This is a genomic window from Pseudomonas sp. TNT2022 ID1044 (assembly GCF_028656895.1).
Lineage (GTDB): Bacteria > Pseudomonadota > Gammaproteobacteria > Pseudomonadales > Pseudomonadaceae > Aquipseudomonas > Aquipseudomonas reinekei.
The window spans coordinates 276,436-297,098 of sequence record NZ_JAMDHB010000001.1 but is presented as its reverse complement, the minus strand read 5'-3'; the positions used below and the strand labels follow the sequence as shown (position 1 = coordinate 297,098).

Below are 20,663 nucleotides of genomic sequence, written 5' to 3'. Positions count from 1 at the left end.
GCTAAAGTCGATCCCGCGCGATACCGCTTCGAATGCGCAAGATGTCAGCCAGTACCGCAAGCGCAATCTCCGGCGGCGTCTTGCTGCCCAGGTTCAAGCCGATCGGCGCATGAATCCGCGCCAGTTCGGCATCGCCCAAGCCACCAATGCGTCGCAACCGCTCGAAGCGTTTTTGCGAAGTCTGCTGCGAGCCCATCACGCCGATGTAGAACGCCTCGGTGCGCACCGCTTCCATCATTGCCAAATCGTCGATGCGCGGATCGTGGGTCAGCGCCACCACGGCTGTGTCGCTGTGGCAGCCACCATCGGCAATGAACACTGAGGGCAACTGACGACGAATCTCCACGTTGTCCAACTCGACGCCTACCAGCACTTCGTCTCGCGGATCGCAAAGAATCACTTCGAACCCCAGGCCCACGGCAAATTCCGCACAGGCCTGCGCCACGCTGGAATATCCGGCCAGCAACAAACGCTGGGCCGCACCGATGCGCAGTCGGACCCGGTCAATCTCGCGCTCGACCCGCACGCCCTGATCACGATCATCGACCAGACTGCGCGCACCGCTGGACAGGTCCACTTCACGGATCAACCGACGTCGGCCCAACAGCGCCGACTCCAGTTCCCGCAGGTGCGCCTGAACATCGCAATCCGAATCCAGCTTTTCCACCAGCACGTCGAGTACACCGCCACAGGGCAGGCTGACCCGCGAGCGCGGATCGTCGCCTTCGCCGTAACGCACAACGCTGACGGATTCCTCAAACGCACCTTCGGCGACGCGCTCAAGAAAATCTTCTTCGACGCAGCCGCCGGACAGCGAACCGATCCACTGCCCATCAGCGTTCACCGCCAACAGGGAGCCCGGCGCACGAGGTGCGGAGCCGTAGGTGGCGAGCACCGTGCATAGCCAGACGCGCTGCCCGGTCGTCGACCACTCCAGCGCCCGCCGCACCACTTGCAGATCGAGATGCTGCATGTCAGTGGGCCTTGTGCTCGAGCGGCGGCGCATCGGCCCGCAGCTTCTGCACGTCGCTCACGGCCAGATCCGTCGGCTGACCACCCCAACCCTGACGCAGGTAGTTCAGCAGATCCGTGAGTTGCGCATCGCTGAGTTTCTCGACGAATCCCGGCATCGGTTGCATGTGCTCGAACCCGGAAAACTTCTGCTCGCCGATACCGTCGTCGATCACCCGCACCAGGTTGCGCGGGTCTTCCAGACGCAGCGTCGTGTTGCCACGCATGGCCACGGCGATGTGCGGTTTGCCTTCGCCATCGACCGCGTGGCAACCAGCGCAGACATTCAGGTAATCCTGACGACCGCGCTGGGCGCTGGCACTGAGTTTTTCCAGCGGCACGTCGGTCAGCACTTTCGCCGCTGGCGGTTGATCGCCGAGCAGGAAGGTGGCCATGGCGGCCAGATCCGGATCGGTGAGGCCTTGGGTACTGTTGTGGAAAACCGGGAACATCTCGTTGAACATCGTGCCCTGGGCGCTCATGCCGTGCTTGAGAAACGAGCTCAGGTCCTGATGATTCCAGCCGCGCGCGGCCAGGTCAGTGGCCAGCAGGCTCGGCGCCAGATAGCCATTGAGGACGCCGCCGGTCATGCGCTTGTCCATTTGCATCGCACCGGGCAAGCCGCGAGGCGTGTGGCATTCGCCGCAGTGGCCAAGCACGTCAACCATATACTGACCGCGCTTCCAGGCTTCGCTTTTGCCTTCGGCGGATTCGAGCTTCACGTCCTTGCCGTACATCATGTTCCAGCCCATCAGGCCCGGACGCACGTTGAACGGGAAAGTCAGGCTGGTGACCGGTGCGGCGCGCTCGATCGGCGCGACAGTTTTCAGGTAGGCATGAATCGCATCGGAATCCGCACGCGGGATCAGGTGATACGAGGTGTACGGCATCGCCGGATACAGGTTCGCGCCATCGCGACGTTTGCCCTCAGTCAACGCAGCGAAGAACTCGTCATCGTTGTACAAACCGATGCCGTGCTCTTTGCTCGGGGTGATGTTGGTGCCGTAGATCGTGCCGAACGGCGAGACGATCGGCAGGCCGCCCGCATATGGCGCGCCACCCGGTGCGGTGTGGCATGCCATGCAGTCGGCGGCGCGGGCGAGGTATTCGCCTTGCTTGACCTGCGCCTCGTCGGCATGGGCCAGCAACACAGGCGCAGCCAGACCGACCGCCAGTGTCAGGCGGGAAAGTAGATGCTTCATGCTTAACCCTCCTTGACCAGGCCGAGATCGGTCAGCACGTTGCGCGTGGCGCTGTAATAGCGCACGTAGCCGGTGCAGCGGCAGATGTGATGGCCGAGGCTGTCCTCGATGACTTTTTCCAGTTGGCTTGTGACGATGGGCTGACGCTGCAGCTTCTCCACCAGCACTGTCGCGGCATTGACGAAACCGGGCGCGCAGTAGCTGCACTGGAACGCGAACTCGTCGACGAAGCGTTGCTGGATCGGGTTCAGCTCGGTGACTTTGCCCTGCTCATCGCGGGTCGCGTGGCCTTCGATGGTCCGCACCTTTTTGCCTTCGAAATAGTGCGCGCCAGTGATGCAGGTGCGTACTTCTTCGCTGGTGCCGTCCGGGTTGTCGACGATCACCACGCAGGCGTGGCAGATGCCCTGGCCGCAGCCCAGGCGCGAGCCGGTGAGGTTCTTGTATTCGTGCAGGTAGTCGATCATCGGCAGGTCATCAGGGATGTCCACCGGGCCGACGGATTGACCGTTGAGGGTCAGTTGAAGCGGACGGTTAGCCATTGAGGGCCTCCTTGATGCGTGCAGAAGTGATAGGCAGGTCGCGGACACGTTTGCCGATGGCATGAGCCACGGCGTTACCGATGGCACCGACCACCGGGATCATCACCACTTCGGCGATGCCTTTGGACGGGTCGCTTGGCGACAGTGGCGGCAAGATCTCCGCAGTCTGTTTCCATACCGCCACGTGGCGCGCCATCGGCAAGCGATAACGGTTGAAGTTCCAGTCACCCTCCCCCGGCCCGCCTTCGTACAGCGGCATTTCTTCCATCAATGCGTGGCCGATGCCCATGGCGATACCGCCTTCGAGCTGCCCCTTGACCAGTTCCGGCACCAGCACCCGACCGCACTCGACCCACGAGTGGTGGTTGAGTACCGACACTTCGTTGGAACCCTTGTTGACCTTCACTTCCACCAGCGTCGCCACCGGGCTGTAGTAAGTCACCGCCGCGTTATTCAACTGGGTCGCCGGGTAGGCGATGTTCTGTCGATCGAGCAGGTGGAAGCCGGCGCTGTTCATCTGCGCCTTCTTCGCCTTCGGTGCACCGTCGCCATACTTCACTGCCAGGCCATCGAGCGGCAGACGCTCACGCACGCCATCGATGCTGTACTCAGCCTCGGCCCAGCTCCAGCGGTTGAAGCCGTGAACCGTGGCGCCCGTCACCAGACCGCGCTCGTGGGCTCGTTTGGCCAGCACTGCAAATGACAAAGGCTCCATGCCGTTGGCGGTGAGCTTGCCGTCGACCCAATGGGCGTCTTCGCGGCGCACCACGTAAGGGTTGGCCTGACCGCCAAAAGGGCCTTGTCGCCAGATCTCCAGCGCCGCCGGCCACAAGCCGTGGTTGAACAGCACCCGCGCCGCTTCGCGGGTGGCGTGGCTGAAGTAGTACGCCGAGTTGGTCGCGGACGAGGCCGAAGCAACCTTGCCGACCCAACGCGGGTTGCGCAGGAAGTTGTCCTGCTCAGCCTGGCTCATGATGTACGGGTTGCCGCCGCTGATCAGCTGCAACTCTTGCCATTCGGTCTCGCCAGTTTTCACTTCGTGCGCCGGGAGACCGAGAAAATCGGCCACCACCATCGCCTGGGAAGTGGACATGCCGGTGCCGATTTCGATGCCGATGTGGCGCAGGGTGACGCGCCCGTCAACGGTGTATTCGATGCTCGCCATTGGCGCTTCGGAACCGGTGCCGAAGTCTTTCTGGCAGATGGCGAAACCGACGCCGTACCAGTTATCCGGGTCGGCGGCTTCGCGTTGTTGCTTGATCGCGGCGCGGTTTTTCCAGACTTCGTGGACGGCGGCCTTGTCGAGAATTTCGTGCAGGCGCAAGGCACCGGCAGGCACCGCGCCCTGAGTGTTTTTCATGCCCGAACGCAGGGCATTCTTGCGGCGCAGTTCGATGGCATCGACACCGAGGCGATCGGCGATTTCGTCGACCATCATCTCGGTGGACGCCATGCTCTGCAGGGTGCCGTAGCCACGCATCGACCCGGCTTCCACCGCGCGCGAGTGATAGGCCGTGACCTGCAAATCGTTCTGCGGCATGTAGTAGATCGACTGCGCCGCCGTGGCGCCAACCGCTGCCACGGACGGGCTGTAGTTGACCCGTCCACCGCCGTCGACGCTCATTTCGGCGCGGAAAATCTTGAAGCTGTGATCGGTCTTGTCCACGGCCAGTTGATAGCGGATATCGAACGGGTGACGCTTGACGCCGCTCTGGAATTGCTCGTAGCGGTCGTTGGCCAGACGCACCGGCACACCGGCGCCATACAACGCTGCGAGGGCGGCGTAGTAGACGAAAATGTTGTGGTCTTTTGAGCCGTAGCCGACGGTGTAGCCCGGGTGCATGTTCAGGTTGGCCAGGCCAAAACGCGACGGCGAGATCATCTTCGCGGTCTCGGTCGCGGTTTCCAGCGGGCACTGTGTCGCAACGACAAAATGCAGGGTCTTGGTGGCTGGGTCGTACCAGCCGTTGCCGTTGTCCGGCTCCATCGCGGCCGGTTCGATCGACGGCGTCTTGTAGCGCTCGTCAAACACCAGCCAGTTGTCCGGCGGCGTGTCGATTTGCTGCTTCATGCGCTCGGCGTAGAACAGCCCGCGCTCGGTCAGGTTGCCGTGCAGGTTCGGTTGGGAATTCCACACCGGGCGACGGTTTTTCAGCATCGGGAACAGGATCGAATCCTTGAGGCTGGCGAATTCATCCTCGTCAGCCGAGGTCGCGCCGCCGACGCGTACATAGCGGAAGCTACCGTACGGATCACCTTCGTAGAACGGCGCTTTCTCGCCGTAGCGGATTGCTTTGTCATTGAACTTGAGTTTGGCCTTGGCCTGGCGGAAACGCTCGAAGTCGTTCCAGATCAGGATCGCCACCGGGTGGCCGATGAACATCGGCACCTTGCCAGCCGGCAGCAGCGGATCAGGCGCGTGCTCTTCAGGGAAGACGATACCGTCCTTGACCAAATCTTCGGCGGTGACGATGCGATCCGGTTGCAGTTCGGCACCGAGCCACGACAGGTCGTAGCCGTCATAAATGCGGTCGGCCTTGATGGTTTTCAGCAGCATGGCGTGGCCTTGCTGCTGCGGCCAGCCCGGCATGTCCTTGGCGCGGATGTCGCGGGCAAACACCTTGCTGCCGCAGACCTTGGACAAGGCATCGTTACGGGCGCGGGCCTTGCCGTTGTTGCCCAGCCATTGCTCGGACGGCACGGTCACGCTGTTTTCCATCAAGGCTGCCAGCGCCTGGCTGCTCAAGGGTGCAAGCGTCACGCTCACACCCGCTACCAGCCCGCCCTGAAGGAACGAGCGCCGGGATATATCACGGTTGGACATGGATCATCCTCTGGGCGGTTATGGATCCGCCCTTCTGGTTATGTACTGGGAATCTCGAGTCTTGCAGAAGCCCTTTTTGTCGATGCAAAGGGCCGTGTTGACAGTGCAAAGCTGACCGAAAGGTTAACTTTAAAGGTTTATCCGTTCGCGGAAAACAAAAAACTGACCACAGAATCAAAAAGCCGCGGCTTTTCGACGCAGCAGATCGATGAACAACCCCAGCTCGCGACTGATGTGCTCACCCTTGCGCAACAGCAGCCCGAACGGCGCCAGTTGCACGTCCAGCTCCACCGGCAGTGCAACCACCAGGCCCATTTTAAGGTAGTCGCGCAACGCGGTTTCCGACAGCACCATGATCGCGTCAGTCAACTGAATCAGTTGCTGCATCGAATACACCGAGCTGCATTCGATGATGTCCGCCGGCAACGGCAGGGCCAGGCGCTGCAAGGCTTGGTCCAGACCAATACGCGCCGGGCTGGTTTCCGGTTGCAGGATCCACGGCCAACCGGCAACCAGTTCTGCCATTTCCAGCTTTTTGCGTCGGGCCAGCGGGTGGCCGGCGTGCACCACCACCAGCAACCGTTCGTTGCCCAGTTGTTCAAAGACGTAATGCTCGCTGTCGGTGGCGGCATTGCGTCGGGCGATCGCGAGGTCAATGCGACCCTGCTCCAGCAACTGGATCACTTGATCGCTGGTGTCGCCCATGATGCGAATCCGCAGTTGCGGGTTAAGCGACTTTATTTCGGCAATCGAATCCATGACCAGATCCGGCGCTGCGCCCATGATGGTTCCAATCGACAGATAGCCATAACCGCCCTGCTGCCGCGCCATCAGGTCCTCGGCGCAACGGTCGAGGCCACTGAGGGCCGACTCGGCAAAACGGATCAGCTCCAGGCCCAGGGCCGTCGGCCGCATGCCACGAGGCAGCCGCTCGAACAGGTCGCAACCAAACATGTCTTCAATTTCATGCAGCATGCGAGTTGCCGCCGGTTGCGACATGTTCAGGCTTTGCGAGGCGCGGTGCAGGTTCTGGCTGGCGCTGAGCGTCACCAGCATGTGCAGATGCTTGTAGCGCAAGCGATTGAGCAGGCTGCGAGAGAGGGTCGGCGTGGTCATGACGGGCCTTTTTTATCGATACCCTGAGGGTATCAGTTGTGAGCTAGATTTGATTTGTAACGCATCGATCAGCGGCCGTACAGTCTTCCCCATAAGAACAAATGCCCTACCAAAGGAAAACTGCGATGAAGACTCTACCTGCGCCTCTGCTCGCCAAAATTTCCTGGCGGCTGCTGCCATTTCTCCTGTTGATGTACATCATGGCCTTCCTCGACCGCGCCAACGTCGGGTTCGCCAAGCAAGCCTTCCAGGCCGATACCAACATCAGTGATGCCGCGTTCGCCTTTGGCGCCGGGGTGTTTTTTGTCGGTTACGCCCTGCTCGAAGTGCCGAGCAACCTGATCCTGCACCGCGTCGGCGCCCGTCTGTGGATGTGCCGGATCATGGTCACCTGGGGCCTCGTCTCCGCGGCCATGGTCTTCGCCCACAACGAAACCACCTTCTACGTCCTGCGCTTCTTGCTTGGCGTGGCGGAAGCCGGATTTTTCCCCGGCGTCATCCTTTACCTCACCTACTGGTTCCCCAGCGCCGTGCGCGGCAAGGCCATGGGTTTCTTCTACTTCGGTGCACCGCTGGCCTTCATCTTCGGCAGTCCGTTGTCCGGCCTGCTGCTGGAACTGGACGGCTTCGCCGGGTTCCACGGCTGGCAATGGCTGTTCGCCGTCGAAGGCTTGATGGCGACGGCGGTGGGCATCTGGGCCTACTGGTATCTGGACAATCGTCCGGCCGATGCCAAGTGGCTGACCGTCGAGGAACGCCAGCAGGTGCAAAGCCTGCTCGATCAGGAAGACAGCCATAAACAGAACCACGGCCGCAGCCTGCTCAATGTCATCTGCCAGCCTTCGGTGCTGTACCTGTGCCTGATCTACCTGCTGATCCAGGCCAGCGTCTACGGCGTGGTGTTTTACCTGCCGACCCAAGTCGGTGGGCTGCTCGGCACCAAGGTCGGGTTGATGGTCGGGCTGGTCACGGCGATCCCATGGATCTGCGCCTTGATCGCTGCCTACCTGATTCCTGGTTACAGCGACCGAACCGGTGAACGCCGCCGCACCGCGTGCCTGACGTTGCTCATGGCCGCCGCCGGGATCGCCTGCTCGGTGACCTTCAGCAACCCGCTGCTGGGAATTCTTGCCCTGTGCTTCGCCGCCTCCGGTTTCATCGCCGTGCAACCGGTGTTCTGGACGTTCCCCTCCAGCTACCTCGCCGGCAGCGCCGCTGCAGCCGGCATCGCCCTGATCAACTCGTTCGGCGCCCTCGGCGGCTTCATCGCCCCGGTGCTGAAGAACTGGGCCGAAGGCGCCTTCCATTCCCCGGCAGCAGGCTTGTACGTGCTTGCCGCTACCACCGTCATCGCCGCGTTGCTGGTGCTGGGCGTCCGCGCGCCCGGACATAACGCCTCGAATAAACCGGCCACCGTTTAAACCTGACCGCCGTTAAAAAAGGAGTCACACCATGGGCATTCCAACCATCAAACACGTGCGCGCTTTCACCCTGCGTGGCGGCGGTGCGGATTATCACGATCAGGCGGACGGCCACTGGATCGACGATCACATCGCCACGCCAATGAGCAAATACCCCGAGTACCGCCAGAGCCGCCGCACCTTCGGCATCAACGTGCTCGGCACCCTGGTGGTAGAGATAGAAGCCAGCGACGGCACCATTGGTTTTGCGGTAACCACCGGCGGTGAGCCTGCTGCTTACATCGTCGAGAAACACCTGGCGCGCTTCCTCGAAGGCGCTCGCGTCACCGACATCGAGAAGATCTGGGACCAGATGTACCAGTCGACCCTGTATTACGGGCGCAAAGGCATCGTCATCAACACCCTCTCCGGCGTCGACCTGGCGCTGTGGGACTTGCTCGGCAAGATCCGCCAGGAACCGGTGCACCAGCTGCTCGGCGGTGCGGTGCGCGACGAATTGCAGTTCTACGCCACCGGCGCCCGCCCGGACCTGGCGCAGAAAATGGGTTTCATCGGCGGCAAGATGCCGTTGCACCACGGCCCTGCCGAAGGTGAAGAAGGCCTGCGCAAGAACCTCGAAGAACTGGCGACCATGCGCGAGCGCGTTGGCCCGGACTTCTGGCTGATGCTCGATTGCTGGATGAGCCTGGACCTCAACTACGCCACCAGACTGGCAACCGGCGCCCACGAGCACGGTTTGAAGTGGATCGAGGAAGCGCTGCCGCCGGACGATTACTGGGGCTGCGCAGCGCTGCGCAACAACGTGCCCAAAGGCATGCTGGTCACCACTGGCGAACACGAAGCCACGCGCTGGGGCTTTCGCATGCTGTTGGAGATGGGTTGCTGCGACATTATTCAGCCGGATGTCGGCTGGTGCGGCGGCCTCACCGAACTGGTGAAAATCTCGGCCCTGGCCGATGCCCACAACGCGTTGGTCATCCCCCACGGCTCATCGGTGTACAGCTATCACTTCGTCGCTACCCGGCATAACAGCCCGTTCGCCGAATTCCTGATGATGGCGCCCAAGGCTGACGAAGTGGTGCCGATGTTCCACCCGCAACTGCTCGGCGAACCGGTGCCGGTCAATGGTCGCATGCGCCTGTCGGAACTTGATCAACCAGGTTTCGGCGTGACGCTCAATCCCGAATGCCAACTGCATCGGCCGTACAACCGCTGAGAAAGGAGCCCGACATGAACATGCCGCACAACGCTTTCAAAGCCGCGCTGAAACAGCCGGCGACCCAATATGGCATCTGGGCCGGGTTCGCCACCGGCTACGCCGCCGAAATCGTCGCCACCACCGGTTACGACTGGATGCTGATCGACGGTGAGCACGCACCGAACACCGTACCGGGCGTGCTGGCGCAGTTGCAGGCCGTGGCGCCCTATTCCACTGCGCCAATCGTGCGCGCGGTAAATGGCGACGCCAATCTGATCAAGCAGCTGCTGGATATCGGCGCGCAGACGCTGATGATACCGATGGTCGAAACCGCCGAACAAGCCGCCGCGCTGGTTCGTGCCATGCGCTATCCGCCCCACGGCATTCGCGGCGTCGGCGGTGGCCTGACCCGTGCCACCCGTTGGGACGGCGTGCCCGATTATCTCAATACCGCCCATGAGCAGCTGTGTCTGATCGTTCAGGTGGAGTCGCGGCTCGGCGTAGAAAACGTAGAAGCCATCGCCGCCATCGAAGGTGTCGACGCGGTCTTTATCGGTCCGGCGGATCTTTCTATCGGTCTCGGCCATGCCGGCAATCCCGGTCATCCGGAGGTTCAGCAACGCATTCAATACGCCGTGAACGCCACACTCGCAGCGGGCAAGGCCTGCGGAATTCTCGCCCCCAATGAAGAAGATGCCCGTCGCTACCAGAGCTGGGGTTGCCAGTTCATCGCCGTGGCCATCGACATCAGCCTGCTGCGCCAGAGCGCCATGGCCACCCTCGCCCGCTACCGCACACCGGCCATCGAACAAGCGCCGTCGCGTACCTACTGATCAGCCAAGGAGTCGTCCCATGTCGTCCGTGCCTGTTTACGAAAACTTCATCAACGGCCAGTTCGTGGCCAGCGCTGCCCACCTCGATGTGATCAACCCGGCCACCGGGGCCGTGCTGTCGAAAGTCCCGGCCTCGACCGCCGAAGACGTCGAACGCGCGCTCGCCGCTGCCCGAGCGGCGCAAAAAGACTGGTCGCGCAAACCGGCGAATGATCGCGCTGGCTACCTGCGCCGCATCGCCGCCAAGCTGCGGGAAAACGTTTCGCACCTGGCGCGGACCATCACCCTGGAGCAAGGCAAGATCAGCGGCCTGGCCGAAGTCGAAGTCAACTTCACCGCCGATTATCTCGACTACATGGCCGAGTGGGCGCGGCGTATCGAAGGCGAGATCATCACCAGCGACCGCCAGAGCGAAAACATCTTTCTGTTCCGCAAACCACTGGGCGTAGTGGCTGGAATTCTGCCATGGAATTTCCCGTTCTTCCTGATCGCCCGCAAAATGGCCCCGGCCCTGTTGACTGGCAATACCATCGTTATCAAGCCCAGCGAAGAAACGCCAAACAACTGCTTCGAATTCGCCCGACTGGTGGCTGAAACCGATCTGCCGCCCGGTGTGTTCAACGTGGTTTGCGGTGACGGCCAGGTGGGTGCGGCACTGAGTGCGCACAAGGGCGTGGACATGATCAGCTTCACCGGCAGCGTCGCCACCGGCTCGCGGATCATGGCGGCTGCCGCACCGAACATCACCAAGCTCAATCTGGAATTGGGTGGCAAGGCACCGGCCATTGTGCTGGCCGACGCCGACCTCGATCTCGCCGTCAAGGCCATCCGCGACTCACGCATCATCAACAGCGGCCAGGTGTGCAATTGCGCCGAGCGGGTGTACGTCGAGCGCAAGGTGGCGGATCAATTTATCGAACGCATCGCTGCGGCGATGAGCGCGACTCGCTATGGCGATCCGATTGCGCAGCCCGATGTGGAAATGGGCCCGCTGATCAATCGCCAGGGGCTGGACAGCGTCAACCGCAAAGTCCGTACGGCGTTGAGTCAGGGTGCAAACCTGATCAGTGGTGGACAGATCGCTGATCGACCGGACGGCTTCCACTTCCAACCCACCGTATTGGCCGGGTGCCGCGCCGACATGGACATCATGCGCGAAGAGATTTTTGGTCCGGTGCTGCCGATCCAGATCATCGATGACCTGGACGAAGCCGTCGCCCTGGCCAACGACTGCGAGTACGGTCTGACCTCGTCGATCTACACCCGCGACCTGAACAAAACCCTGCACGCCATGCGCGAGCTGGATTTCGGTGAAACCTACGTCAATCGCGAGAATTTCGAGGCGATGCAGGGCTTCCATGCCGGCGTGCGTAAATCGGGGATTGGCGGCGCGGATGGCAAGCATGGATTGTATGAGTACACCCATACGCACGCGGTTTATCTGCAAGGCTGATCCTTGGCGGTGGTGCGTAAGCCGCCATCGCGGGCAAGCCCGCGATGGCATCAGATCAGTCAACGCAATGCCATCAGAAATCCACAGTCGCCGAAAGCAAATAGGTCCGCGGCGTCGCCAGCGTCAACCCTGGCTCACTGTCATCCGAAGCCCCGGCCGAACTCCAGTAGCGCTTGTCCGCCACGTTCTCGACATTGGCGCGCACGGTGATGGTCTTCTCATCGATCCTGAATGCATACCGCGCACCCACGTCGAACCGCTGCCAGGCATCGATTTCCTTGTTGTTGGACTGATCCAGATACTGCGAGCTGGAATAGATGCCGCGACTGGTCAGGGTCAGGCCCTGCACGTTCGGCACGTCCCACTCGGCGCCGAGGTTGACGTTGTATTTCGGCGTGGCAGGTGCGCGGTTGCCGTCGAAGGTGCCGTTGGTGGTGTCAGTCAGCTCGCTGTCGATGTACATCACACCGCCGAGCAGTCGAAACCCTTTGAGCGGTTCGCCGAACACGCTCAACTCGACCCCCTCGTTCTTGCGTTTACCGTTCGGGCCAAAGACTCGCGTCGTGGCGTTGGTCTCGTAGGCCGGCTGCTTGATGCGGAAAACGGCAGCAGTTACGGCGAATGCACCGGCGTCATATTTGGCGCCGACTTCGACCTGGCGGCTGATAAACGGCGGGAAGATTTCGTCTTCGTTCACCGAGGTCGACGGCGCGATCTTGCCCTGGCTCAGGCCTTCCATGTAGTTGGCGTACAGCGACAGTTTGTCGGTCGCCTTGAACAGGATGCCGCCCGAGGGCGAAAACTTTTCCTCGTCATAGGCGGTGTCACCTTTAACGTCATCGGACCAGTCGTCGACCTGGACCCGCTGCCAGCGACCACCGAGGGTCAGCAACAAACGCTCATCGAAGAAACCAAGGGTGTCGGACAACGCCACGCTGCTGAAGCGGTTCTCGGTGTAAACCTCGGGATCCTGCCGCGTAGGCCGTACGGGCGTCGGCGTTTCCACGGGGTTGTAGAGGTTGCTGCGGGCTGCCGCATAACGGGCACCGCCGTTTTCGAAGTCCATGTAGAAATAGCTGGCCGCCAGGTTGACCTGATGGCTCACCGGGCCGGTATGGAACCAGTTGCGCACACCCGCCGTAGCTGTACGGACATTCTCGTCACGGGTGAAGTCACGCGGCTGCACGCTGAAATCGCCCGCGTCATTGGTGACCGCAACCGCATGCCGGAGAAAGTCATGATTGCTTTTGCGCGCGCCAACGCCGCCGTACAGCATGACTGAATCGTTGACATCGAACTCGCCGTTCAGCGTGCCGAAGGTGTCGGTGGTCCGTGCCTGGCTCCAGGGCTGCGCATAGTTGTCGCGGACATCGTTGGCATTCGGCACCTTCGCGTTGGCCCCCACCTGCACGCGCTCTTGCGGAGCATCGGTATTGCGTTCGGTGTGACCGATGTCGGTCGAGAGGCGCAGGCGTTCACCGCGAAAATCCAGACCTAACACCGCCATCTCGCGATCGACGCTCTGGTGATCCCAATCGGTGTCGCCAGACTGCTTCACGCCGTTGAAACGAATCCCGAACATGTCACCTTCGCCAAAGCGCCGGCCGACATCCACGGCGCCGCCGACCTGGTTGTCGGACGCGTAGCTACCGGTGAACGATGTGATCGGCTGGTCAGTCGCGCGCTTGGGCACCACGTTGATCCCGCCGCCCACGCTGCCTCGCGACGAGATGCCATTGATCAGCTGGCTCGGGCCTTTGATGATATCGACGCGGTCGGCCATCTCCATGTCGATCGTGTAGGTCGGCAACACGCCGTACAGACCGTTGTAGGAAACATCGCTGTTGAACAGGCTGAGCCCGCGAATGGTGAATTGCTCGTAACGCCCACCCGCCGGGTTGGTGGCGCGGACTGAAGGATCACTGGCGATCAGGTCGCCCAAGGTGCGGGCCTGCTGGTTTTTCACCGTTTCGCTGGTGTAAGTGGTCATGCTGAACGGCGTTTCCATGAAATCCTGCGAGCCCAGCAAGCCCTGCGAGCCTCGGCGCGCAACCTGGCCGCCGGCATACGGGTCACCGTGTTCGGAATCAACGGCACCGAGAATGGAGGTCGCCCCCAGTTGCAGGCTACTGCCGGCCGGCGCTGGAATCAGGATGTAGGCCTGCTCGCCCACCGGCTGCAGTTGCAGGCCGGAGTTCAACAACAAGCGGGCAAAGCCCTCTTCCACCCCGTAATCACCGGCCAGGCCGGCACTGCTACGACCGCTGACCAGCGCCGGATCGACCGACAGGTTGACCCCGGCCAAACCGGCAAACCGCGTCAGCGCATCACTCAAACTGCCGGCGGGCACCTGGTAACTGCGACGGGCGGCGTCCTCGGCCCAACTGCTGTTGATTAAAAACGGACTGGCGCTGAGGCTCAGCATCAGGCTCAGGCGCAACAACGGGCGCAGGCCGGACGACGCCGGGCGCGGACTGCAAGGCTTTACTGCGGGCATTGAAGAAGCTCTCTTGTGCGTTCAGTTGCCTTGAATGACAAGCGAGTTGAAAAAAGGGGACAGGCTTCAAGCAACTTTTTTGCGCGGTAGTAACGTCACCCAGTAACGGGTCCGCCTTTGCACCTCCAACGGCAGGCTGGCGCAAAGCAGCGCGAGAATGCGATCGGTATCGTCCAGCCGGAAACTGCCGGTCACGCGCAGCGTTTCGAGTTCCGGGTCCCATCGCAAAACGCCGGGGCGATAGGTGTCGAGTTCACGCAGGAAATCCCCCAGCGGCTGATTGTTCGCCATCAGCACGCCTTCGCGCCAACCGGGTTGCAGCACGTCAAAAGCCTGGACCGCACCGGCGCCTGACGCTTGCAGGTTGATCTGCTGGCCTGCGCGAAGCGTCAGCTCGGCGCCCTGCAACGGTCGCAGTTGCGCGGCGCCGTTGAACACCGAAACCCGGCAGCCCCGAACATCCTGACGGACACAGACTTCGCTTTGACTGACGATCACTTGGCCGTATCGGGTCTGGATCGTCAACGGCGAGACACCCGACACCTTCAACGACATCTCGCCCTCCACCAGTTTCACGTGACGACTCGTCATATTCACGTCAACGGCGCTGGCGGTATTGAGTTGCAGCGCACTGCCATCGGCCAATTGCACCTGCTTGCGCTCGCCCGTGGCGGTGTGCAAGTCGGCACGCCAGACCTGCAGCGGTAATTGCCGACTGATCAGCCAGGCCGCCGGCACCAACGCCACCGCACCCAAGGCACGCTTGAGCACCACGCGCCGCCCGGGATCAGGGCGGTCGAGACTGCTCAGGGCCAACGCTGAGGGCAGGTCGGCAAAGCGCTGACGCAGGGCTTGCGCCTTCTGCCAGGCCTGCTCGTGACTGACCGCCATGTCGCGCCAGCGTTGCAGGTTGGCGCGATCCTGCTCAGTGGCACCGCCGGACTCCAGCAACGCCAGCCAGTGCGCGGCCGCTCGCACCACCTGACGGGCATCGGGCGCGGCGCTGCTCACAGCTCCACCATGAGGCAATGCTCGTAGGCTTGCGCCATGTAGCGCTTGATCGTGCGCTCCGACACTTTCAGGCGCTCGGCGATTTGCTGGTACGTCAGGCCTTCGAGCTGGCTCCAGAGAAATGCCCGTCGCACTGCCCGCGGCAAACCATCGAGCAATTCGTCCAGCGCTTGCAGGGTTTCCAGCAACAGCCAGCGCTGTTCCGGGGACGGCACGTACTCTTCGGGCAACGATGCCAGCGCGTTGAGGTACGCCTGCTCGAGACTGCGACGCTGATAGAAGTTGCTCAGCAGGCGTTTGCCCACGGTCAGCAAATAGGCACGGGGCTCTTGCAAGTCGGCAATCCGTTGAGAACTGGCGAGTAACCGCAAGAACGTATCCTGGCTGAGATCCGCCGCATCGCACGCGCTGCCCATGCGCCGCCTCAACCAGCCCTCAAGCCAGCCACGGTGATCGCGGTACAGGTCGTGAAAGGTTTGCGCCTGCGGCATCGCTGCATCACTCATCTCAAGAAGCCCTGTGCCAAGGAATTGTAAATGAGAGTGATTCTAATTAATGTCGCGGCGACGGACCAAGTCCTTTATGCAGCAAATGCGCAGAAAGATGGGAAGCCAGGAGAGAAAGAGAAAAAAGCCAAATTTCAGACACAAAAAACCCCGGTCTTTCGACCAGGGTTTTTGCTATCGACTCGAAGTAAACCAGCGGTTTCTCTTCGTAGCGCCAAGGCGTTCAGTGGGCCTTGGTGCAGATATGGCGCAGCGGACGGGACTCGAACCCGCGACCCCCGGCGTGACAGGCCGGTATTCTAACCGACTGAACTACCGCTGCGTATCGCTTTGGACTTGCGTCCATGTAACTCGTTTGATCGAAAGCTTCGGTGCTTTTCAATCGCGAACCAGACCGGAATCTGCTTCGTAAATAATGGCGCAGCGGACGGGACTCGAACCCGCGACCCCCGGCGTGACAGGCCGGTATTCTAACCGACTGAACTACCGCTGCGCGTCGGTGGAGGCATTTCAGCCTACCTCTTGCTTTCGCAAGTATCTCGGGAGTGGTGGGTGATGACGGGATCGAACCGCCGACATTCTGCTTGTAAGGCAGACGCTCTCCCAGCTGAGCTAATCACCCGTTTGCATCTCCGAGGCCGCGAAATTTACGCAGGTACCGAACCTAAGTCAATAGCAGGATTGAAGTTTTTCTGAAAAAGACAAAATCGAGTCATTCCGCATGAGACAGGCAACCCTAAGATCGCTTTCGCGAGCAGGCTCGCTCACACAGTGGATCGCTGTTCTCCTGTGGGAGCGAGCCTGCTCGCGAAGACGGCGGCACATCCAACATCAATGCCGGAGTAAAAACCCATCTACTCGCTGTAGATCATCTTCTTGGTCATGCCACCATCAACCACGAACTCCTGCCCCGTGACAAACCCGGCGTTCCTCGACAACAGCCAAGCCACCATCGCGGCGACGTCCTCGACCGTCCCTACCCTGCCCGCCGGATGTTGCGCATGATCGGCGTCGGTCAACGGTTCGGCACGACGCATGGAAGGGTCACGCGCGTCGATCCAGCCAGGGCTGACGGCATTGACCCGAATCTCCGGGCCAAGGCTGATGGCGAGCGCGTGAGTCAGGGCCAGCAAACCGCCCTTGCTCGCCGCGTAAGCCTCGGTATCGGGCTCGGATTGTCCGGCGCGGGTCGAGGCCAGATTGACGATCGACCCGTTGTGAGCACGCAGATACGGCGCACAGTGCTTGGCCAGCAACATCGGCCCACTGAGATTGACCGCCAGCACCCGATTCCAGTAAGCCAGATCGAGGCTTTCCAGGGTGATGTTGTGCGGATCGGCCACCGCCGCGTTGCACACCAGCGCGTCCAGTCGCCCAAACTGCCCCAGCACTTCGGCAACACCCAGCGCCACCTGCCCTTCGTTGGAAACGTCCATGGCAATGAACCAGGCGTTGTCGCCGAGCACCTTCGCCACTTTCGACCCGCGTTCACGATCCAGATCCGTCAGCACGACCTGCCAGCCTTCACTGATCAGCCAGGCCGCAATCCCCAGGCCAATGCCCCGAGCAGCGCCGGTGACCAGCGCTACGCGGCCATTGGAGCCGGTTGGCGTGGACAGCTCGATCACAAGGCAGCCAACCCGCGCGCCAGGTCGGCTTGCAGGTCTGCTACATCTTCCAGGCCGACTGCGATGCGGATCAGGCTGTCACGAATACCCGCTGCTTCACGCTCTTGCGGCGCCAGGCGGCCGTGGGAGGTGGTGCTCGGGTGGGTAATGGTGGTCTTGCTGTCACCCAGGTTGGCGGTGATCGAAATCAGGCGCGTCGCATCGATAAAGCGCCAGGCGCCCTCTTTGCCGCCCTTGACCTCGAAACTCACCACCGCCCCGAAACCTTTCTGCTGACGCTGGGCCAGTTCGTGCTGCGGGTGGCTCTTGAGACCGGCGTAATGAACCTTCTCGACGCCGTCCTGCTGCTCCAGCCACTCGGCCAGTTGCTGGGCGTTGGCGCAATGCGCCTTCATCCGCAGGTTCAGGGTTTCCAGGCCCTTGAGGAAAATCCAGGCGTTGAACGGGCTGAGGGTCGGCCCGGCAGTGCGCAGGAAACCCACCACTTCTTTCATCTGTTCGCTGCGACCGGCCACAACACCGCCCATGCAACGACCCTGGCCATCGATGAACTTGGTCGCCGAGTGCACGACGATGTCCGCGCCCATTTTCAGCGGTTGCTGCAGCGCCGGAGTGCAGAAGCAGTTGTCGACCACCAGCATCGCGCCTTTGGCGTGAGCGATTTTCGCCAGCTCGGCGATATCGACCAGCTCGGCCAGCGGGTTGGACGGCGATTCGACGAACAGCAATTTGGTGTTGGCCTTGATCGCTGCATCCCAACCGGACAGGTCCGCCAGGGGCACGTAATCGACTTCGATGCCAAAACGCTTGAAGTACTTCTCGAACAGGCTGATGGTCGAACCGAATACGCTGCGCGACACCAACACATGATCGCCGGCGCTGCACAGGCTCATCACCACCGCCATGATCGCCGCCATGCCGGTGGCAGTGGCCACGGCTTGCTCGGCGCTTTCCAGCGCGGCAATGCGCTCTTCGAAAGCGCGCACGGTCGGGTTGGTGTAGCGCGAGTAAACGTTGCCCGGCACTTCCCCGGCGAAACGCGCAGCGGCATCGGCAGCGGTGCGGAACACATAGCTGGAAGTGAAGAACATCGGATCACCGTGCTCGCCTTCCGGCGTACGGTGTTGACCGGCACGTACGGCCAGGGTATCGAACGCTACGCCTTCGAGGTCGCTGTCCAACCGACCGGCATCCCAATCCTGACTCATGCTGTCACTCCTTGCCTTGCTCTTGAATAAAAAGTCTTTTGATAGATACAAAACCGGCCCCTAGGGGCCGGTAGAAACTCAGTTGTTGTAGAGATCGATGATCGCGCTGACTGCCTGCGTCTTGACCTTGGAGGCATCGTTACGTGCCTGCTCGATCTTGTTCAGGTAAGCCTCGTCGACGTCGCCGGTCACGTACTGGCCGTCGAACACCGCGCAATCGAACTTGTCGATCTTGATCTTGCCGCCACCGACCGCTTCGATCAAGTCAGGCAAGTCCTGATAGATCAACCAGTCAGCGCCGATCAGGTCGGCCACGTCCTGGGTCGAACGGTTGTGGGCGATCAGTTCGTGGGCGCTCGGCATGTCGATGCCGTAGACGTTCGGGAAACGCACGGCCGGCGCTGCGGAGCAGAAGTAGACGTTCTTGGCGCCCGCTTCACGTGCCATCTGGATGATCTGCTTGCAGGTGGTGCCGCGAACGATGGAGTCGTCCACCAGCATCACGTTCTTGCCGCGGAATTCCAGCTCGATGGCGTTGAGCTTCTGGCGTACGGATTTTTTCCGCGCGGCCTGGCCCGGCATGATGAAGGTGCGGCCGATGTAGCGGTTCTTGACGAAGCCTTCGCGAAATTTCACGCCCAGGTGGTTCGCCAGCTCCAGGGCCGCGGTGCGGCTGGTGTCCGGGATCGGGATGACCACGTCGATGTCGTGCTCTGGACGCTCGCGCAGGATCTTCTCGGCGAGCTTCTCGCCCATGCGCAGGCGGGCCTTGTACACCGAAACACCGTCGATGATCGAGTCCGGACGCGCCAGGTAGACGTGTTCGAAAATGCACGGAGTGAGGGACGGGTTGGTCGCGCACTGACGGGTGTGCAGCTTGCCGTCTTCAGTGATGTAGACCGCCTCGCCCGGTGCCAGGTCGCGAATCAGGGTGAAACCGAGCACGTCCAGGGACACGCTTTCGGAGGCGATCATGTATTCGACGCCTTCGTCGGTATGACGCTGGCCGAACACGATCGGACGGATGCCGTGCGGGTCGCGGAAACCGACGATGCCGTAGCCGGTAACCATCGCCACGACCGCGTAACCACCCACGCAACGGTTGTGCACGTCGGTCACGGCGGCGAACACGTCTTCTTCGGTTGGCTGCAATTTGCCGCGCTGGGCCAGTTCGTGAGCGAACACGTTGAGCAGCACTTCCGAGTCGGAGCTGGTGTTGACGTGGCGCAGGTCAGATTCGTAAATCTCCTTGGCCAGCTGTTCAACGTTGGTCAGGTTACCGTTGTGCGCCAGGGTGATGCCGTAAGGCGAGTTGACGTAAAACGGTTGGGCTTCGGCCGAAGTCGAACTGCCCGCGGTTGGATAACGCACATGGCCGATGCCCATGTGGCCGACCAGACGCTGCATGTGACGCTGATGGAACACGTCACGTACCAGGCCATTGTCCTTGCGCAGGAATAACCGGCCATCATGGCTGGTCACGATACCGGCAGCGTCCTGGCCGCGGTGCTGGAGGACGGTTAGCGCGTCATACAGCGCCTGATTGACGTTCGACTTACCGACGATACCGACGATGCCACACATGCGACGCAACCCCTACTTAATGGATCTGAACTGAACACAACTCACTGAGGCGTTTTGGCCGTCGGCAAGAGGTGCTCCTTGAACGGAATATCAGCGGGTACGCTGATTCCGCTGGCAAGCCACTGACTGCTCCACCCAAGAATCAGGTTTTTGGACCAGTCGGCGACCAATAGAAATTTTGGCACGAGTTGCGACTGCTGCCACCACTCGTCCTGCTGTACCGGCCCCAGGCTCAACAGCCCGACCGCCACGACCACCAGCAACACGCCACGCGCGGCGCCGAAGGCCATGCCGAGGAATCGATCGGTCCCGGACAACCCGGTGACGCGTACCAATTCGCCGATCAGATAATTGATCATTGCGCCTACGATCAACGTGGCGACAAACATGATGGTGCAGCCCGCGATCACGCGAGCCGATGGCGTCTGGATATATCCGGCGAGGTACTCGGACAGTGAGCCACCAAACATCCAGGCAACAGCTCCTGCGATGATCCAGGTCACCAGCGACAGTGCTTCTTTGACGAAGCCGCGGCTCAGACTGATCAATGCAGAGATGGCGACGATTGCAACGATCGCCCAGTCAACCCAGGTAAATGGCACAGTGCAGCCTACAGACGGATAAGGCGG

At 61.5% G+C, this 20,663-nt stretch carries 16 protein-coding genes and 3 tRNA genes; 4 read left to right on the top strand and 15 right to left on the bottom strand.

From position 1 onward, the window contains the following. Window position 1: 1 nt before the first annotated feature. The 5 genes from M5G20_RS01340 to M5G20_RS01320 all read right to left on the bottom strand — a co-directional run bounded on the left by M5G20_RS01340 (window position 2) and on the right by M5G20_RS01320 (window position 6,695). A complete protein-coding gene (locus M5G20_RS01340) occupies window positions 2-973 on the bottom strand; it encodes an XdhC family protein (RefSeq protein ID WP_273917548.1) in 972 nt (323 codons plus the stop codon). Window position 974: 1 nt separating this feature from the next. Beyond that, window positions 975-2,213 (bottom strand): c-type cytochrome, encoded by a 1,239-nt coding sequence (locus tag M5G20_RS01335; protein ID WP_273917546.1) that lies wholly within the window; start codon window positions 2,211-2,213, stop codon window positions 975-977. Between the two features lie 2 nt (window positions 2,214-2,215). Next, window positions 2,216-2,755, bottom strand: coding sequence for a (2Fe-2S)-binding protein (locus M5G20_RS01330; protein WP_273917545.1), 540 nt, complete (start codon window positions 2,753-2,755; stop codon window positions 2,216-2,218). Beyond that, window positions 2,748-5,579 (bottom strand): xanthine dehydrogenase family protein molybdopterin-binding subunit, encoded by a 2,832-nt coding sequence (locus M5G20_RS01325; RefSeq protein ID WP_273917544.1) that lies wholly within the window; start codon window positions 5,577-5,579, stop codon window positions 2,748-2,750. The genes M5G20_RS01330 and M5G20_RS01325 overlap by 8 nt, the downstream gene beginning before the upstream one ends. A 174-nt stretch (window positions 5,580-5,753) precedes the next feature. Further along, window positions 5,754-6,695 carry a LysR family transcriptional regulator gene (locus M5G20_RS01320; RefSeq protein ID WP_273917543.1) on the bottom strand — a complete coding sequence of 314 codons (942 nt, stop codon included), beginning with the start codon at window positions 6,693-6,695 and terminating at the stop codon, window positions 5,754-5,756. Window positions 6,696-6,820: 125 nt separating this feature from the next. Here M5G20_RS01320 and M5G20_RS01315 point away from each other — a divergent pair, with 125 nt between their 5' ends. The 4 genes from M5G20_RS01315 to aldA are packed head-to-tail and all read left to right on the top strand — an operon-like array spanning window position 6,821 to window position 11,600. After that, on the top strand, window positions 6,821-8,116 hold the full coding sequence (locus M5G20_RS01315; protein WP_273917542.1) for an MFS transporter: 1,296 nt from the start codon (window positions 6,821-6,823) through the stop codon (window positions 8,114-8,116). A 31-nt stretch (window positions 8,117-8,147) separates the two neighbouring features. Further along, window positions 8,148-9,332 carry an L-rhamnonate dehydratase gene (gene rhmD / locus M5G20_RS01310; protein WP_273917541.1) on the top strand — a complete coding sequence of 395 codons (1,185 nt, stop codon included), beginning with the start codon at window positions 8,148-8,150 and terminating at the stop codon, window positions 9,330-9,332. A gap of 14 nt (window positions 9,333-9,346) precedes the next feature. Then, window positions 9,347-10,147 (top strand): HpcH/HpaI aldolase/citrate lyase family protein, encoded by an 801-nt coding sequence (locus M5G20_RS01305; protein ID WP_273917540.1) that lies wholly within the window; start codon window positions 9,347-9,349, stop codon window positions 10,145-10,147. Window positions 10,148-10,166: 19 nt separating this feature from the next. Continuing rightward, window positions 10,167-11,600 carry an aldehyde dehydrogenase gene (gene aldA, locus M5G20_RS01300; RefSeq protein WP_273917539.1) on the top strand — a complete coding sequence of 478 codons (1,434 nt, stop codon included), beginning with the start codon at window positions 10,167-10,169 and terminating at the stop codon, window positions 11,598-11,600. Between the two features lie 73 nt (window positions 11,601-11,673). Here the strand turns inward: aldA and M5G20_RS01295 are convergent, their stop codons facing one another. The 10 genes from M5G20_RS01295 to M5G20_RS01250 all read right to left on the bottom strand — a co-directional run bounded on the left by M5G20_RS01295 (window position 11,674) and on the right by M5G20_RS01250 (window position 20,636). Beyond that, entirely contained in the window at window positions 11,674-14,097 is a 2,424-nt protein-coding gene (locus tag M5G20_RS01295) for a TonB-dependent receptor (protein ID WP_273917538.1), read from the bottom strand. Window positions 14,098-14,163: 66 nt separating this feature from the next. Further along, a complete protein-coding gene (locus M5G20_RS01290; RefSeq protein WP_273917537.1) occupies window positions 14,164-15,108 on the bottom strand; it encodes a FecR domain-containing protein in 945 nt (314 codons plus the stop codon). Next, window positions 15,105-15,614 (bottom strand): sigma-70 family RNA polymerase sigma factor, encoded by a 510-nt coding sequence (locus M5G20_RS01285; protein ID WP_273917536.1) that lies wholly within the window; start codon window positions 15,612-15,614, stop codon window positions 15,105-15,107. Before M5G20_RS01285 ends, M5G20_RS01290 begins: the two co-directional genes overlap by 4 nt. A gap of 245 nt (window positions 15,615-15,859) precedes the next feature. Beyond that, window positions 15,860-15,936: transfer RNA gene (locus tag M5G20_RS01280), tRNA-Asp, on the bottom strand. A gap of 94 nt (window positions 15,937-16,030) precedes the next feature. Next, window positions 16,031-16,107 (bottom strand) — tRNA-Asp (locus M5G20_RS01275). Window positions 16,108-16,160: 53 nt separating this feature from the next. Next, window positions 16,161-16,236, bottom strand: a tRNA-Val gene (locus M5G20_RS01270). A gap of 232 nt (window positions 16,237-16,468) precedes the next feature. Next, entirely contained in the window at window positions 16,469-17,242 is a 774-nt protein-coding gene (locus tag M5G20_RS01265; protein ID WP_273917535.1) for an SDR family oxidoreductase, read from the bottom strand. Further along, complete coding sequence (locus M5G20_RS01260; RefSeq protein ID WP_273917534.1) at window positions 17,239-18,450, bottom strand: O-succinylhomoserine sulfhydrylase; 1,212 nt, start codon at window positions 18,448-18,450, stop codon at window positions 17,239-17,241. Before M5G20_RS01260 ends, M5G20_RS01265 begins: the two co-directional genes overlap by 4 nt. 78 nt (window positions 18,451-18,528) lie before the next feature. Then, the gene (gene purF / locus M5G20_RS01255) at window positions 18,529-20,034 is read right to left on the bottom strand and encodes an amidophosphoribosyltransferase (RefSeq protein ID WP_034150926.1); all 1,506 of its coding nucleotides are present in this window, start codon (window positions 20,032-20,034) and stop codon (window positions 18,529-18,531) included. A 41-nt stretch (window positions 20,035-20,075) separates the two neighbouring features. Then, window positions 20,076-20,636, bottom strand: coding sequence for a CvpA family protein (locus tag M5G20_RS01250; protein ID WP_075945889.1), 561 nt, complete (start codon window positions 20,634-20,636; stop codon window positions 20,076-20,078). Window positions 20,637-20,663: the final 27 nt, after the last annotated feature.